The 15,843-nt window shown below is 48.2% G+C and carries 13 protein-coding genes; all 13 read left to right on the top strand.

Features of this window, described 5'->3' with window-relative positions; genetic code table 11:
* Positions 1-18: 18 nt before the first annotated feature.
* The 13 genes from purS (at position 19) to ACR8BL_RS12990 (ending at position 15,647) form a co-directional block, all read left to right on the top strand.
* Positions 19-264, top strand: coding sequence for a phosphoribosylformylglycinamidine synthase subunit PurS (purS, locus tag ACR8BL_RS13050; RefSeq protein WP_017690695.1), 246 nt, complete (start codon positions 19-21; stop codon positions 262-264).
* Positions 265-268: 4 nt separating this feature from the next.
* The gene (gene purQ / locus ACR8BL_RS13045) at positions 269-958 is read left to right on the top strand and encodes a phosphoribosylformylglycinamidine synthase subunit PurQ (protein ID WP_110897837.1); all 690 of its coding nucleotides are present in this window, start codon (positions 269-271) and stop codon (positions 956-958) included.
* A complete protein-coding gene (purL, locus tag ACR8BL_RS13040) occupies positions 936-3,179 on the top strand; it encodes a phosphoribosylformylglycinamidine synthase subunit PurL (protein WP_434748070.1) in 2,244 nt (747 codons plus the stop codon). The genes purQ and purL overlap by 23 nt, the downstream gene beginning before the upstream one ends.
* A complete protein-coding gene (gene purF, locus ACR8BL_RS13035) occupies positions 3,164-4,642 on the top strand; it encodes an amidophosphoribosyltransferase (RefSeq protein ID WP_434748069.1) in 1,479 nt (492 codons plus the stop codon). The genes purL and purF overlap by 16 nt, the downstream gene beginning before the upstream one ends.
* A 12-nt stretch (positions 4,643-4,654) precedes the next feature.
* Entirely contained in the window at positions 4,655-5,098 is a 444-nt protein-coding gene (locus ACR8BL_RS13030) for an immunity 26/phosphotriesterase HocA family protein (RefSeq protein ID WP_434748068.1), read from the top strand.
* A gap of 246 nt (positions 5,099-5,344) precedes the next feature.
* On the top strand, positions 5,345-6,385 hold the full coding sequence (gene purM / locus ACR8BL_RS13025) for a phosphoribosylformylglycinamidine cyclo-ligase (RefSeq protein WP_434748067.1): 1,041 nt from the start codon (positions 5,345-5,347) through the stop codon (positions 6,383-6,385).
* Entirely contained in the window at positions 6,385-7,002 is a 618-nt protein-coding gene (gene purN / locus ACR8BL_RS13020) for a phosphoribosylglycinamide formyltransferase (RefSeq protein WP_434748066.1), read from the top strand. Before purM ends, purN begins: the two co-directional genes overlap by 1 nt.
* Before the next feature lie 333 nt (positions 7,003-7,335).
* Entirely contained in the window at positions 7,336-8,883 is a 1,548-nt protein-coding gene (gene purH, locus ACR8BL_RS13015) for a bifunctional phosphoribosylaminoimidazolecarboxamide formyltransferase/IMP cyclohydrolase (RefSeq protein WP_434748065.1), read from the top strand.
* Positions 8,884-9,089: 206 nt separating this feature from the next.
* Positions 9,090-10,355: a phosphoribosylamine--glycine ligase gene (gene purD, locus ACR8BL_RS13010; protein WP_434748064.1), complete on the top strand. Its 1,266-nt coding sequence runs from the start codon at positions 9,090-9,092 to the stop codon at positions 10,353-10,355.
* A gap of 938 nt (positions 10,356-11,293) precedes the next feature.
* On the top strand, positions 11,294-12,631 hold the full coding sequence (locus tag ACR8BL_RS13005; RefSeq protein ID WP_434748063.1) for a hemolysin family protein: 1,338 nt from the start codon (positions 11,294-11,296) through the stop codon (positions 12,629-12,631).
* An 80-nt stretch (positions 12,632-12,711) separates the two neighbouring features.
* On the top strand, positions 12,712-13,794 hold the full coding sequence (locus ACR8BL_RS13000) for a hemolysin family protein (protein ID WP_434748062.1): 1,083 nt from the start codon (positions 12,712-12,714) through the stop codon (positions 13,792-13,794).
* A 285-nt stretch (positions 13,795-14,079) separates the two neighbouring features.
* Entirely contained in the window at positions 14,080-15,030 is a 951-nt protein-coding gene (locus tag ACR8BL_RS12995) for a ring-cleaving dioxygenase (RefSeq protein WP_434748061.1), read from the top strand.
* 11 nt (positions 15,031-15,041) lie between these two features.
* Complete coding sequence (locus ACR8BL_RS12990) at positions 15,042-15,647, top strand: alpha/beta hydrolase (protein ID WP_434753112.1); 606 nt, start codon at positions 15,042-15,044, stop codon at positions 15,645-15,647.
* The last annotated feature ends 196 nt before the right edge of the window (positions 15,648-15,843 follow it).

Below are 15,843 nucleotides of genomic sequence, written 5' to 3'. Positions count from 1 at the left end.
GAGGAGGAACATCGAATCATGATCAAAGCAACCGTATATGTCACTATCAAACAAAGCGTACTCGACCCGCAAGGCGTAGCTGTTCAAGGAGCCCTGCATTCCATGGGATTCAACGAAGTGGAAAGTGTACGGATCGGTAAAGTCATGGAACTGAATCTGGATACAACAGATCGTGCGGAAGCGGAGAAACGATTGAAAGTGATGTGTGAGAAGCTGCTCGCCAACACCGTTGTTGAAGATTACCGCTACGAATTGGAGGGTTAATCTCATGAAATTTGCAGTTCTTGTGTTCCCTGGCTCCAACTGCGACATCGACTGTTACAAAGCGGTAGAAGATGCGATTGGACAAGAGGTTGATTATGTATGGCATACGGCTACGGACTTGTCCGCGTATGATTGCATCCTGGTTCCTGGTGGTTTCTCGTACGGAGACTACCTGCGTTGCGGAGCGATTTCCCGTTTCGCACCGGTAATGAACGAAGTGGCTAAAGCTGCAGAGCAAGGCAAGTATGTACTGGGCATTTGCAACGGATTCCAGATCCTGACGGAAGCAGGCTTGCTCCCGGGAGCGTTGATCCGTAATACGTCCCTGAAATTCCGCTGCCATGACACGGTACTTAAAGTGGCTAACGCAGATACACCTTTCACACGTGACTATGCACCGGGCGAAGAGATCATCATTCCGATTGCTCACGGTGAAGGAAACTATTATTGTGACGAAGCAACACTGGCAAGCTTGCAAGCGAACAATCAGATTGTATTCACATATGGTAACAACCCGAACGGTTCCCTGGGTGATATCGCAGGGGTTTGCAACGAAGCGGGCAACGTCGTCGGCATGATGCCGCATCCAGAACGTGCAGTGGATTCGCTGTTCGGTTCGGAAGACGGCAAACGGATGTTTACATCAATTTTGAAAGCATGGAGGGATCGGCATGACGCAGCAGCTATCCGCTAAGGAGCCAACAGCAGAACAGGTCGCAGAACATAAACTTTACGCACAGATGGGCGTATCTGACAGCGAGTATGAGCTGATCTGTGAGTTCATGGGCCGTAAGCCAAACTACACGGAAATCGGTGTATTCAGCGTAATGTGGTCTGAGCACTGCGCATACAAAAACTCCAAGCCGCTATTGCGTCGTTTCCCGACAAGTGGCCCACGTGTCCTGATGGGACCAGGGGAAGGTGCCGGGATCGTAGATATCGGTGACAACCAAGCCGTTGTTTTCAAAATTGAAAGCCATAACCACCCTTCCGCGGTAGAACCTTATCAAGGGGCGGCAACAGGTGTGGGCGGCATTATCCGTGATATTTTCTCTATGGGTGCAAGACCGGTAGCGCTTTTGAATTCTCTTCGTTTCGGTAAGCTGGAGAGCGATCGCGTGAAATATTTGTTTGAGCATGTAGTTGCGGGGATTGCAGGATACGGTAACTGTATCGGGATTCCGACCGTTGCAGGTGAAGTGATGTTTGATGAGAGCTATGAAGGCAATCCGCTCGTGAATGCGATGTGTGTGGGTCTGATTGATCATGATAAAATCCAGCGCGGTGTAGCCAAAGGTGTGGGTAACCCGGTGTATTACGTTGGCCCACCAACAGGTCGTGACGGTATCCACGGTGCAACGTTTGCATCCGTTGAGCTGACCGAAGAATCCGAGTCCCAGCGTACAGCCGTTCAGGTCGGTGACCCGTTCATGGAGAAGCTGGTTATGGAATCCTGTCTGGAATTGATCGACACGGGCATCGTGCTCGGTATTCAGGACATGGGTGCAGCAGGTCTGACGTGCTCTAGTGCGGAGATGGCAAGTAAAGCAGGTAACGGTCTGGAGCTGTATCTGGATCAGGTGCCGCAGCGTGAAGAAGGTATGACACCTTACGAGATGATGTTGTCTGAGTCTCAGGAGCGGATGCTGTTTGTCGTTGAGCCGAAGGATGAGGCGCAGGCGATGGAAATCTTTGAGCGTTGGGGTGTTATCTGTGCCAAAGTTGGTAAAGTTACAGACGATGGTCGTCTGAAACTGATCCACCACGGAGAAGTTGTGGGTGATATGCCGGTAACGGCTTTGGTTGACGAGTGTCCTGTATATGACAAGCCATCTTCTGTACCCGCTTATTATGAAGCGAGTGCTTCCATCGACACGCTTCGTTATGACGAGGTGTCGGATCTCGGCGGTGCATTGAAACAAGTGCTGGCTTCCCCAACGGTGGCGAGCAAAAAATGGGTTTATGATCAATATGACTACATGGTGCGTACAAGCACAGCTGTGCGTCCGGGTTCAGATGCAGCAGTGGTGACGATTCGTGGAACGCGTAAAGGTCTTGCGATGACTACGGACTGTAACGGTCGTTACGTATACCTTGATCCTGAGGTGGGTGGACGTATTGCGGTGAGTGAGGCAGCGCGTAATATCGTATGTTCCGGTGCGGAGCCGCTCGCAATTACGGACAACCTGAACTTTGGTAACCCGGAGAAACCGGATATTTTCTGGCAAATGGAAAAAGCAGTGGACGGTATGGCGGAAGCTTGCCGTGTGCTGGATACGCCGGTTATTGGTGGTAACGTAAGTTTGTACAATGAAAACGCCAAAGGCTCCATCTATCCAACGCCAGTGGTCGGTATGGTAGGTCTCGTTCATGATACGGATCATATCACGACACAGGCTTTCAAATCCGAAGGTGATGTCATCATCCTCCTCGGTGAAACCAAAGCGGAACTCGGCGGCAGCGAGCTGCAATACGCCGTGCACGGCGTGACCGAAGGCCGTCCGCCGGAGCTTGACCTGAACACGGAGAAGGCATTGCTCAGCACCGTGCTGGAAGCTATCCAATCCGGACTCGTTCGCTCCGCGCATGACTTGTCCGAAGGGGGTCTGGCGGTTGCGCTGGCAGAGTCTTGCATCAGCGGTAACGTAGGTGCACAAGTAAATGTAGAGACTGCACTCCGTGCAGATCACACCCTGTTCAGTGAAAGCCAATCCCGTATTTTGCTGTCGGCTTCGCCGGAGCAAGCAGGGAAGCTGGAAGCTTTTGTACGTGAACGCGGAGTGCCAGTAGCCGTGATTGGACGTGTTGAAGGAAGTAACCTGACCATTGAATTGAACGGAACATCAGCCGTGAACGAACCTGTAGGAGGTTTGGCTAAGGTCTGGGAGGATGCGATTCCATGTCTCATGAACTGATGACGGAACCGTTGTGGACAGGCGATTATTATAACGAAGGGTCCGGTAAGGAAGGACTCGACAAATTAAAGGAAGAATGCGGCGTATTCGGGGTGTATCGGCACCCTGATGCGGCTTCCCTTTCCTACTACGGCTTGCATGCACTGCAGCATCGCGGGGAAGAAAGTGCAGGTATGTGTGTAAGCGATGGGACACAGTTTAACTACCACCGCGGCATGGGACTCGTAAAAGAAGTGTTCACCAAAGACCTGATGCAGACACTGACAGGTGATATTTCCATTGGTCATGTGCGTTATTCGACGAGTGGAGACAGCAAATTGACCAATGCACAGCCGCTCGTATTCAAATATCGGGATGGCGATCTGGCCGTTGCAACGAACGGCAACATTGTAAATGCACCAACGATCCGGCGTGAGCTGGAGCAGAGCGGTTCTATTTTCCAGACAACCAGTGATACTGAAGTTATCGCTCACTTGATTGCACGATCTTCGAAAGGGCTGGTAGAGGCGGCAAAAGATGCATTCCAGCGCATTGTTGGGGGATACGCGTTTTTGATCATGACCAATGATAAGCTGTTAGTCGCTTCCGATCCGCATGGACTTCGTCCGCTAACGATGGGTAAACTCGGTGATGCTTATCTGTTTGCGTCCGAGACCTGTGCACTCGAAACGATTGGAGCAGAGCTGATCCGTGATATTGAGCCAGGGGAACTGCTTGTGCTGGATGCAGATGGATTGCATGAAGACCGATTCGATAATCATAAACACCGCAAGGCGCTCTGTGCGATGGAATATATTTATTTTGCTCGCCCTGACAGTGATATGAACGGAGCGAATCAACATGCTGCGCGGAAACGTATGGGTAGTCGGATGGCCATTGAGGCGTTTGTGGATGCGGACTTGGTTACGGGGGTACCAGATTCCAGCATCTCGGCGGCGATTGGATACGCTGAACAGACAGGTATTCCATATGAGATGGGCATGATCAAAAATAAATACACGGGACGTACGTTTATCCAGCCAAGTCAGGAACTGCGTGAGCAGGGTGTGAAAATGAAGCTCAGTGCAGTACGCCGCGTCGTCGAAGGCAAACGTGTAGTCATGATCGATGACTCCATCGTGCGCGGCACGACATCTCGCCGGATTGTGAATATGCTGCGTGATGCAGGGGCAACAGAAGTCCACGTGCGGATTACTTCGCCGCCATTTAAGAACCCGTGCTTCTACGGTATTGATACACCGGATAGTCGTGAACTGATCGCATCTGCTTTGTCCGTTGAAGAGATTTGCCGCGAGATTAATGCGGACTCGCTGGCTTTCCTCAGCCCGGATGGACTGATTGCATCAATTCAGGGAGATAATCAGGGCGACTATAAGGGCGGATTGTGTCTCGCATGCTTCGATAATGACTATCCGACCCGCCTCGACTTTGACGGCGAGGAGAAATTTGGCTGCAGTTGTTAGGAGGCAAGGCTTATGGGAAGAAAAAGCTATGATGAGGGCGATGTGTTTCTGATTCCAATGCATGATGGACGTTTTGCCGTGTGTCAGGTGATATGTGCACTGAGAGACCGCTTCAAAAAGGCATTTTCGTTCGGCGTGATGAGCATTCAGCGTGACGAAACCGTAAGTTTGGAAGACGGCGAATTCCTTGTCTATTCTTATGGTCAACGTAAGAGTAGCGTGATTTTCACGTCACCCAAATTGCTGAAAGATGGCAAATGGAGCATTGTTGGTAACATCCCGCTGACTCCGGCGAAAAAAGAACTGCAAGTATTCCAGTGCGCCGGTGCGGTATACAACGGTGATGAATACATTCGAATGGTTCCACCAGAAGAGTACAGTCAGTACGTTACAATGGGTGTAGCTGGGTTTGAATTGGTACAGATTCATCTTCTAGAGATGAGTAGCAATAAATGAGTTGGACTTTTCATTTACACATAAAACGGAGAGGACAGAAAAAACCTGAAGAAGCGAAGCTAAAAGCTTTCTGAAAGAAAGCTACATCGGAAGCATAGGCTGTGCCTTTATCACCGGATTTTCCCTTTGAAAAAAGGGAATCAAAAAATATGGGGATAACCGCTACTCTCCAGGTTATTCTGTCATCGGAGTGTACGGTGTAAATATTTTCAACTCAATATACAAGATACGAAGGGTGTGAGGGTTGTGTCCGAAGCATATAAAAAGGCCGGCGTTGATATCGCGGCAGGGAATGAAGCGGTTGAACGGATGAAAAAACACGTAAAGCGTACCTTCCGTCCGGAAGTGATGACGGATTTGGGTGGATTCGGTGCCCTGTTCGGATTGAACAAGGACAAATATGATGAGCCGGTATTGGTTTCCGGTACAGATGGCGTTGGAACCAAGCTAAAAATTGCTTTTGCCATGGATCGTCATGACACGATTGGTATCGACGCAGTAGCGATGTGTGTCAACGATATCGTTGTTCAAGGGGCAGAACCACTTTTCTTCCTGGACTACCTCGCTTGCGATAAGGTCATCCCTGAGAAGATTGAAGCAATCGTTGCGGGTATCGCGGAAGGTTGTCACCAGTCCGGCTGTGCGCTTATCGGCGGTGAAACGGCTGAGATGCCGGGCATGTACAGTGAAGGTGAGTATGATATCGCAGGTTTCACCGTAGGTATTGTGGACAAAGCAAAGATCATCAACGGCACAACCATCGCACCTGGAGATACGGTAATCGGTCTCGCTTCCAGCGGTGTACACAGTAATGGATTCTCTCTGGTTCGCAGACTGCTGCTTGAAGAAGCTGGCCTGGATCTACACTCCGAAGTGACGGAGCTGGGTGGCAAACTGGGCGATGCCTTGCTTGAGCCGACGAAAATTTATGTAAAACCGCTGTTGTCCTTGCTGGAAAGTGTCAACGTAAAAGGGATGGCACACATCACGGGCGGTGGATTTATTGAAAATATTCCACGTATGCTGCCAAGCGGCGTGAATGTAGATATCGATTATGGCTCATGGCCAATTCTTCCGATCTTCAATCTGTTACAGCAAAAAGGTGATGTATCGAACCGTGATATGTTCACGACGTTTAACATGGGTATCGGGCTTGTGTTGGTTGTGAACGAAGCAGATGCAGCCAAAGCCCTGGAACAGTTGAAAGCGTCCGGTGAAGAAGCGTACATCATTGGCCGTGTAACTGAAGGAGATGCGCGAGTAACCTTCACGGGAGCGGATGTTTAATGACGAACTACCGTATTGCTGTATTTGCCTCAGGGACAGGAAGTAACTTTCAGTCTTTGGTGGATGCAGCACGGAATGGCGCGTTGGGGGCCTTGGTGGAACTGCTGGTCTGTGATAAACCTGCTGCACGTGTTGTGCAGCGAGCACAGGATGCAGGGGTAGACTGCCATCTGTTTACGCCCAAAGCGTATGATTCGCGTGAAGCATACGAGGCAGAGATAATCGAGGTGCTGGAAGCCAAACAGATTGATCTGGTTGTGCTGGCGGGTTATATGAGACTGCTGACCTCCGTGATGGTGGAGCGTTATGCGGGTCGACTGATCAACATTCATCCATCGCTACTCCCGGCATTTGCTGGTAAGGATGCGATTGGACAAGCACTCGATTATGGTGTGAAAGTGACAGGGGTAACCGTTCATTTTGTTGACGGTGGAATGGATACCGGGCCCATTATTGCCCAACATCCTGTGCCAGTTCAGCCAGCAGATACAGCGGAAACGATTAGCAAAGCCATTCATGCAGCCGAACAACAGTTATACCCTGAAGTGGTATCCTGGTTCGCGCAAGGTCTTGTCCAACTAGACGGACGTCACGTCACCGTGAACAAACCGGTTTGATATAAGTTGCCTCTTTTTACACGTTAACGGAGAGGACAGAAAAAACCTGGAAAAGCGAAGCTAAAAGCTTTCAGTAAGAAAGCTACTTCGAAAGCATAGGCTGTGCATTTATCACCGGATTTTCCCCTTGAGAAAAGGGAGTCAAAAAATCTGGGGATAACAGCGATTGAAAGGTTATTCTGTCATCGTAGTGTTCTGCGTAAATACCCTGGTTCAACTTATATAACAGAAGTCGAAACTTGGTACGCATTTTGTGATATTTCTCGGGAAATAAATCGGCTGTGTTTCGTCAGGAAACGCGAAGCTTATGGGACAATAAAGGAGGAGCATATTGTGAGTATCAAAAGAGCGCTGGTTAGCGTATCGGATAAAACAGGCATCGTGGACTTTTGCCGCGAGCTGTCGCAAATGGGTGTGGAGATTATTTCGACAGGAGGTACAAGCAGCCTGTTGTCGAAGGAAGGCGTACCAGTCATCGGAATTTCGGACGTAACCGGATTCCCGGAAATTATGGACGGACGTGTCAAAACATTACATCCGGCAGTTCACAGCGGTTTGCTCGCTGTTCGTGATAACGAAGAGCACACACGCCAAATGCAGGAGCTTGGTCTAGGTTATATTGATCTGGTCGTTGTAAACCTGTATCCATTCCAGGAAACCATCGCTAAACCGGATGTAGCCTATGAAGATGCTATTGAGAACATCGATATCGGTGGTCCAACGATGCTTCGCTCTGCGGCTAAAAACCATGCTTTTGTTAGCGTTGTTGTGGATGCAGCCGACTACAGCCAAGTGCTGGAGGAAGTTCGCAGCGGTGGGGATACCACGCTGGAAACACGCAAACGGCTTGCGGCAAAAGTGTTCCGCCATACGGCGGCTTACGATGCACTTATCTCCGATTACCTGTCCAACGTTAATGGCGATCCACTACCAGAGCGTCTGACGGTTACTTACGAAAAGCTCCAGGATCTACGCTACGGCGAAAATCCACACCAACAGGCGGCATTCTACCGCAAACCGCTGGCTGCACAGGATACATTGACTACAGCCGAGCAATTGCATGGTAAAGAGCTGTCCTACAATAACATCAATGATGCTAACGCAGCATTGCAGATTGTCAAAGAATTTGAAGAGCCAGCAGTGGTTGCCGTGAAACATATGAACCCTTGCGGTGTGGGGATTGGCGAAAGCATCTATGAAGCCTACAGTAAAGCTTATGCTGCTGACCCAACATCGATTTTTGGTGGAATTGTGGCAGCGAACCGTATTATCGACAGCGATACGGCGAACAAGCTGAGCGAGATTTTCCTGGAAATCGTACTCGCACCTGATTTTACCCAAGAAGCACTGGATATCCTGACGAAAAAGAAAAACATTCGTTTGCTCAAAACGGGTGAGCTGAATGCAGCTCGTAACCGTGAAAGCCAATTCGTGGTGACATCGATTGATGGCGGTATGATCGTGCAACAATCAGATGTACACTCCATTGAAGCTAGTGAGCTTAACGTGGTTACTGATCGTGCACCTTCCGAAGAAGAAATGAAACAGCTGTTGTTTGGCTGGAAAGTTGTTAAGCATGTGAAGTCTAACGCGATTGTACTTGCTGCGAACGACATGACGGTTGGTGTAGGTGCAGGTCAAATGAACCGTGTCGGCGCTGCCAAAATTGCAATCGAGCAAGCTGGTGAGCAGGCCAAAGGTGCCGTTCTCGCTTCGGATGCTTTCTTTCCGATGGGTGATACACTTGAACTGGCAGCCAAAGCTGGCATTACAGCAGTCATTCAGCCGGGTGGCTCAATCAAAGACGAAGAGTCCATCAAAGTAGCCAATGAATACGGCATTGCAATGGTATTCACAGGCGTACGTCATTTTAAACACTAGGACAAGTGATAAGCAGATTGGAGAGTTAAAGTCCGAACGGGATCATTAAAATACTCTCTCATCAAAAAGTGGCAAGTGTTATAAAGGGGTGTCACCTGTCATGCTGATGACGTATGGGGCACTCCTTTTTTTCAGGAAAGAGAGCACCTGATGTGTTTGAAGTGTAGGAACATTACAACCCAGTAAAGCGTGGAGGGGACAGACGGATGGATATTTTGGTAGTCGGCGGCGGTGGCCGTGAACATGCAATCATCTGGGCACTCGCGAAGAGTCCAAAGGCAGGCAAGATTCATTGCGCACCAGGGAATGCGGGCATTGCGCAGCTGGCAGAGTGTCACCCGATTGCGGTGCATGAATTCGATAAACTCAAAGCACTGGCTGTTGAGCTGAAAGTAGAACTCGTCGTTATAGGACCGGATGATCCACTGGCAGACGGTATTGTAGATGCATTTGACTCGACAGGTCTTCCGGTCTTCGGTCCGCGCCGGAATGCAGCGGAGATTGAAGGCAGTAAAACGTTCATGAAAGACCTGCTGCACAAATACAATATCCCTACGGCTGCGTATGAGAAGTTTGATAACTACGAGCAGGCTCAGGCATATCTGGACGAGCAAGCGATCCCGGTTGTCATTAAAGCGGACGGACTCGCTGCAGGTAAAGGGGTTACCGTGGCATACTCCCGTGAAGAGGCCAATCAGGCGCTTCACAACATCATGGTCGATAAGGTGTTTGGTGAAGCTGGAGCCAAAGTAATCATTGAGGAATTCCTCGCCGGACAGGAAATGTCTATTCTGGCCTTTGTTGACGGTGAGACGGTTCGTCCAATGGCTGCTGCGCAGGATCATAAACCTGTGTTCGACAATGATCAGGGACCCAATACGGGCGGCATGGGTACATACTCTCCGCTTCCGCACATTCCGGCCTCCATTATTGAAGAAGCGATTGAAACGATCATCAAGCCAACAGCCAAGGCGATGGTAGCCGAAGGCCGCCCATTCCGTGGGGTATTGTTTGCAGGTTTGATGATCTCCCCGGATGGTAAACCCAAAACGATTGAGTTCAACGCACGTTTTGGAGATCCAGAGACACAAGTCGTGCTGCCACGTCTAAAAACGGACCTGCTCGATATTTTCTGGGCAACCGTTCACGGAAAGCTGGCTGATCTGGAGATTGAATGGAGCGATGAGGCTGCGGTATGTGTTGTGCTTGCTTCAGGCGGATATCCCGGCCCTTATGCCAAAGGTGTTGTAATTGAGGGACTGGATCAAGTCGAAGAGGCTGTTGTGTTCCATGCGGGAACCGCGCGTAATGAAGCGGGAGACTGGGTGACAAACGGCGGACGTATTCTCGGTGTTGTAGGCCTAGGGGCAGACATCGCAGAAGCAAGAGCCAAAGCTTATGCACAAGCAGAGTTCATTCAATTTGAAGGCAAACATCAACGCACCGACATTGCAGCCAAAGCTTTGGTGTAAGAATTACATGTGAAGCATTCAAGCAATAAGTTGGTTAGCTTAAGCAAAATAAAATGAAGTTGAATTCAAATCAACTTTGTTAAATTGATTAGGAACAGAGCATGTTATGATCTAATTAAACCAGTCCGTAGGATAGAGTGCCGAAAGGTATTTGCACCCTGCGGGCTTTTTGCTGCGTATTACCGATATCATGTGTAAAAAAGAGATAGTTAGTACCCTCCACATACTGCGTGAACATAACGTTTAGCCCTACTTTCGTAGGCATAAATAGCTGTTTATTGCCTATATGGAACGGGTAGTATTTTAGTAAACTGCACTATTCTATAACAAGAGGACTGTGGCTAGCAGAAAGAAGCATTTACGTACAAACGGGGAAATATAGAAAACCTGAAGGAACATAGAGGATAAGAACTCCATTTCCTAGGTACAGGATCACGCTGGTTAAAATGCCAGACGATAACATACATATAGACTATCCTGTAAACAATAGAATGTAAGCTTGTACCAAACCATAACGTGCTGCTGGATGGTTCGAATCAAAACATGATATAATCTTCGGAAACAGGAATCGATACGTTGGGAGGTGGATATCTATTGGGTAGGCGATATTGTAAATTGTCCAAATGGCGAATCTAGGTGGAGTTAATCAAGGAACAATGGACAGCATGAGGGGTGACCCGTTTTGATTGAAGTCGTTTCTACACGTCATGGACGTCATTGACTTCATCTTGGATTCCTGTTTTAGATTTACAAGGTCATTATGTGATTATACAGAATGGATCAGGAACTGATTTTTTATATACGTTTTACACATCAATACACGTCAATTACTCTTGGTAACTTACATTAATCAGCGCATGAAAGGTTAACAGTATGAATGTTAACGCATCACGCTGTAACTATCTTTGGAGGTGAATCCCTGACTATCGGGGAAGTCTTTGGACATAATTACCATATTAAATATCGCATTACTTATCATCTTGATTGTACTAACCGCATTTTTCGTTGCGTCGGAGTTTGCTGTTGTAAAGATTCGTACATCAAGGGTGGATCAACTGGTTGCCGAAGGCAATAAAAAGGCAGTGCTCGCCAAAAAGGTCGTCTCGGATCTGGATTATTATCTGTCCGCCTGTCAGTTGGGTATTACGGTCACGGCTCTGGGACTCGGGGCATTGGGTAAACCAACGGTGGAGAGATTGTTATATCCGGTGTTTAGTTATTTGGATGTACCTGCCTCTGCCTCGGCGATTGCTTCCTATGCGATAGCTTTTATTCTCGTTACGTTTTTGCATGTCGTTGTTGGTGAGATGGCACCCAAAACGTTGGCGATTCAGTTTTCGGAAAAACTGACATTGTTACTCTCGCCACCGCTGTACTGGTTTGGTAAAGTCATGTACCCGTTTATCTGGGCGCTCAATGGTGCATCGCGTGTAATCCTGCGTGGATTCGGTGTGAAACCTGCCGGACATGATCAAGCCTATTCCGAGGACGAGATTAAAATTATTATGAGCCAGAGCTATGAAGGCGATGAGAGCAACAAGACCAAGCTTTCGTATCTGGAAAATGTTTTTGTGTTCGACGAACGTGATGCCAAAGACATCATGGTTCCGCGTACAGAACTGGTTACACTGAATCAGGATATGACCTACGACGATATTATTCCTATATTGGATGAGCATAACTACTCCAGATATCCCGTCATCGAGGATGGAGACAAAGACCGCATTATTGGTGTTGTGAATGTGAAGAAGATTTTGCCGGACATGGTTGCGACCCGGGCACATCAATTGAGTGAATTTGTGCGTGAGATTCCATTTGTGTCGGAAGTCACTTCCATTCAAGATGCGATGATCAAAATGCAGCAGGAACGTGTTCATATGGCTGTCGTCGTGGATGAGTACGGCGGTACTTCGGGAATCATTACGATGGAGGATATCCTCGAAGAGCTGGTCGGTGAAATCCGGGATGAGTTCGATGCAGATGAAGTAGCGGACATTCAGGAAACCGGGGAAAACCAGTATCTGATTAACGGACGTGTACTTCTGGATGAACTGGAACGTCAATTCGGGATTGTATTCGAGGGTAATGAAGAGATGGATACCGTTGCCGGATGGATTCAGTACCAGAAGGGTGTCGGCGTGGAAAAAGGGGACACGGTTGAACACGGCGACTATGTCTGGACGGTTGTGGATGCCGAGAACTATCACATCAAGCAGGTGCTGCTTGAGCGTGTAAACGGCATTGAGGTCCAAGAAGCTGCAAGCGCTCTGGCTTAATTGTTGGAAGAAGAACGTTGCTCTGCATATATTTATTTCAAAACTTAATGGAGGTGAATCCCTCATCTTGAGGGAAATCATTGGACGGAATAATAGCCTTGAATTTATTTTTAGTAGCTGTATTTATCGGTTTGACCGCGTTTTTCGTAGGAGCCGAGTTTGCTATTCTGAAAGTGCGGATGTCCCGTATTGATCAATTGATCTCGGAAGGCAACAAAAAAGCAGTGGTCGCCAAAAAAGTGGCACAACATCTGGATTATTATCTGTCTGCCTGTCAACTGGGTATTACGATTACAGCGCTCGTACTGGGTGCCTTGGGTGAACCGACCGTAGAGAAGATGTTGCATCCGTTATTCCAGAGTCTGGAAGTGCCGGCTGCACTGTCAACCGTACTTTCTTACGCGATTGCATTGGCATTTATCACCTTCCTTCATGTCGTAATCGGCGAGCTTGCACCCAAAACACTTGCCATTCAGTTTGCTGAGCGAATGACGTTGTTGCTTGCACCACCGCTCTACTGGTTCGGTAAAATCATGAATCCGTTCATTTATGCGCTGAATGGTGCAGCACGTTTATTACTCAGCATATTCGGTATCAAACCGGCCGGGCATGATACGGTCCACTCCGAAGAGGAATTAAAGCTGATTATGGCGCAAAGTTATGAGAGTGGCGAGATTAACCAGACGGAGCTGGATTATCTCAAAAATATTTTTGCCTTTGATGAGCGTTTGCTTCAGGAGATCATGATTCCCCGAAATAAAATTGTTACGCTTAGTAAGGAAATGCCACTGGATCAGATTATTGAAGTGTTGAACCAGCATGAGTACACGAGGTATCCTGTGATTGCAAATGGGGATGTGAACCATTTTGTCGGGTTTATTAATACCAAGCAAACGTTAACCAGTGTGGCTGCGGGCAAAACGTTTAGTATGAACACCTCTGTGCATCCAATGCCGAGCTTCTCGGAGCGTTCACCGATCAAAGATGTGCTCGTGCAGATGCAGCATAGCCGTGTGCATATCGCTTCTGTCAAAGACGAAGCTGGCGCAACGATCGGAATGGTGACGATGGAGGATATTCTCGAAGAGATTGTAGGGGATATCAAGGATGAATACGAGCATAAGGATCTGGTAAATCCACCGAAGAAATTAAAATTGGTGTAAGAATCAGAGCCAGAAGCAGGTCTAGCTCAAAACGGTTCATTTGTATTTACGTTAAGACAGGTTTCCGTGCTTCGGTGCGGAGACCTGTTTTTTAATGTGAAAAGCGGTTCCGTGCTACACCTCTAGACTTGAACATCGAACAAGTTAAGGTCGATTGTATTATTATCTTAATTTTAAAATAAATGCTTGCATAATGCTTACAGATGGATTAATATGAATTTAAAGAATCTTAATTTAAAGATAAATAACGATGTACAATAATCCAAAACCAAGGGAGTGGAGATTATGTTCAGAACTTCAGGCATTCACCACATTACGGCTTTTGTCGACGATGCTCAGAAAAATGTAGATTTTTACGCAGGTGTGCTGGGACTTAGATTGGTGAAAAAAACGATCAACTTTGACGCACCGGATGTATATCACTTGTACTACGGCAATGAGCAAGGTGCGCCGGGTACGATCATTACGTTTTTCCCGCAGCAAAATTCAAGAAGAGGTGTGATTGGCTCAGGTCAGACCGGAGTTACCGTTTATGCGGTACCGGTGGGCAGCCTGTCGTTCTGGAAAGAACGTCTTGCTTCCTTCGATATTCCATATGAAAATAAAACGAGATTCGGTGAACAATATATTCGTTTCTTCGATAAAGGAGGATTGCTCCTTGAACTGGTTGAGCGCGAAGGCGGCGAGCCAAGCCAGTGGGCATTTAACGGGGTGACACCAGAGCATGCGATCAAAGGCTTTGGCGGTGCGGTGCTCTATAGTCACGTGCCTGAGAAAACGATGGATGTGCTTGTCAGCAAGCTTGGTCTGGAGCAGGTCGGCGAAGAAAACGGACTGATCCGTCTGCGTGCAAACGGTGATCTGGGGCAGATCATTGATATTCAATCAACAGGCATTCAGCGCGGCATCGGCGGCGCAGGAACGGTGCATCATATTGCATGGCGTGCCAAAGACTACACGGAACATGAACAGATTCAGCAGGAACTGGATCAAACCGGATATCATCCAACACCGGTGATCGACCGTCAATACTTCAACGCGGTATATTTCCGTGAACCGGGCGGCATTCTGTTTGAGATTGCGACAGACCCTCCAGGTTTTGCGCGGGATGAGCCGCAAGAGACGATGGGTGAGAAATTGATGCTGCCAGAATGGTACGAACCACAGCGTGCGCAGATTGAACAATTGCTGCCACCAATTCAAGTACGTGAATGGAAAGGGGAGTCTAAACCATGAGTACAGCCACAATGAAACATATCTATAAAGCAGGTGCGCAGCCAGATGCGCCAACATTACTCTTGCTCCACGGTACTGGAGGCACAGAGAATGATCTGATTGGACTGGCAGAGATGATTGCTCCGGGTGCAGCGATTCTAGGGGTACGGGGAAACGTATCCGAGAATGGCATGCCACGTTTCTTCCGCCGGCTTGCGGAAGGTGTATTTGACGAAGAGGATCTGATTGCACGGACGGCAGAGCTGGGTGCTTTTATCGATGCGGCTGCTGTGGAATTTGGATTTGATCGTTCAAACGTGTATGCACTGGGATACTCCAATGGTGCCAATATTGCGGCGAGTTTGATGTTCCATCGGTCCAATGTATTCAAGGGAGCAATCCTGCACCATCCGATGGTACCGCTACGCGGACTGACACTACCTGATATGAAAGGACTGCCGGTCTTTATCGGTGCAGGGGAGAATGATCCCATCGTACCGAGACGTGAAACGGAGGAACTGGCTACGCTGCTGAGCGGAGCAGGTGCTAATGTGCATATGCATTGGGAACGTCAGGGACATCAACTGACACGTACCGAAGCAGAAGCTGCGGCAGCATGGTATACATCACAGGTGTAATACAGGTACGGTACTTGAATGTATTGTATTACGAGATCGAGCACATATCGACATATATAAGAAGTTCACAACAGCCTGATCGGTGAGATCGGGCTTTTTTTATTTTTTTATAATCTATATAGGATATAGCGATTGGAAGGTTATTCTGTCATCGGAGTGCACAGTGTAAAACTGTTCATTCAACATATATGTCTCA

The sequence above is a fragment of the Paenibacillus amylolyticus genome (genome assembly GCF_051136285.1).
GTDB lineage: Bacteria > Bacillota > Bacilli > Paenibacillales > Paenibacillaceae > Paenibacillus > Paenibacillus amylolyticus_F.
The sequence above is the reverse complement of the archived record's forward strand: the minus strand, read 5'-3'. Positions and strand labels throughout refer to the sequence as shown.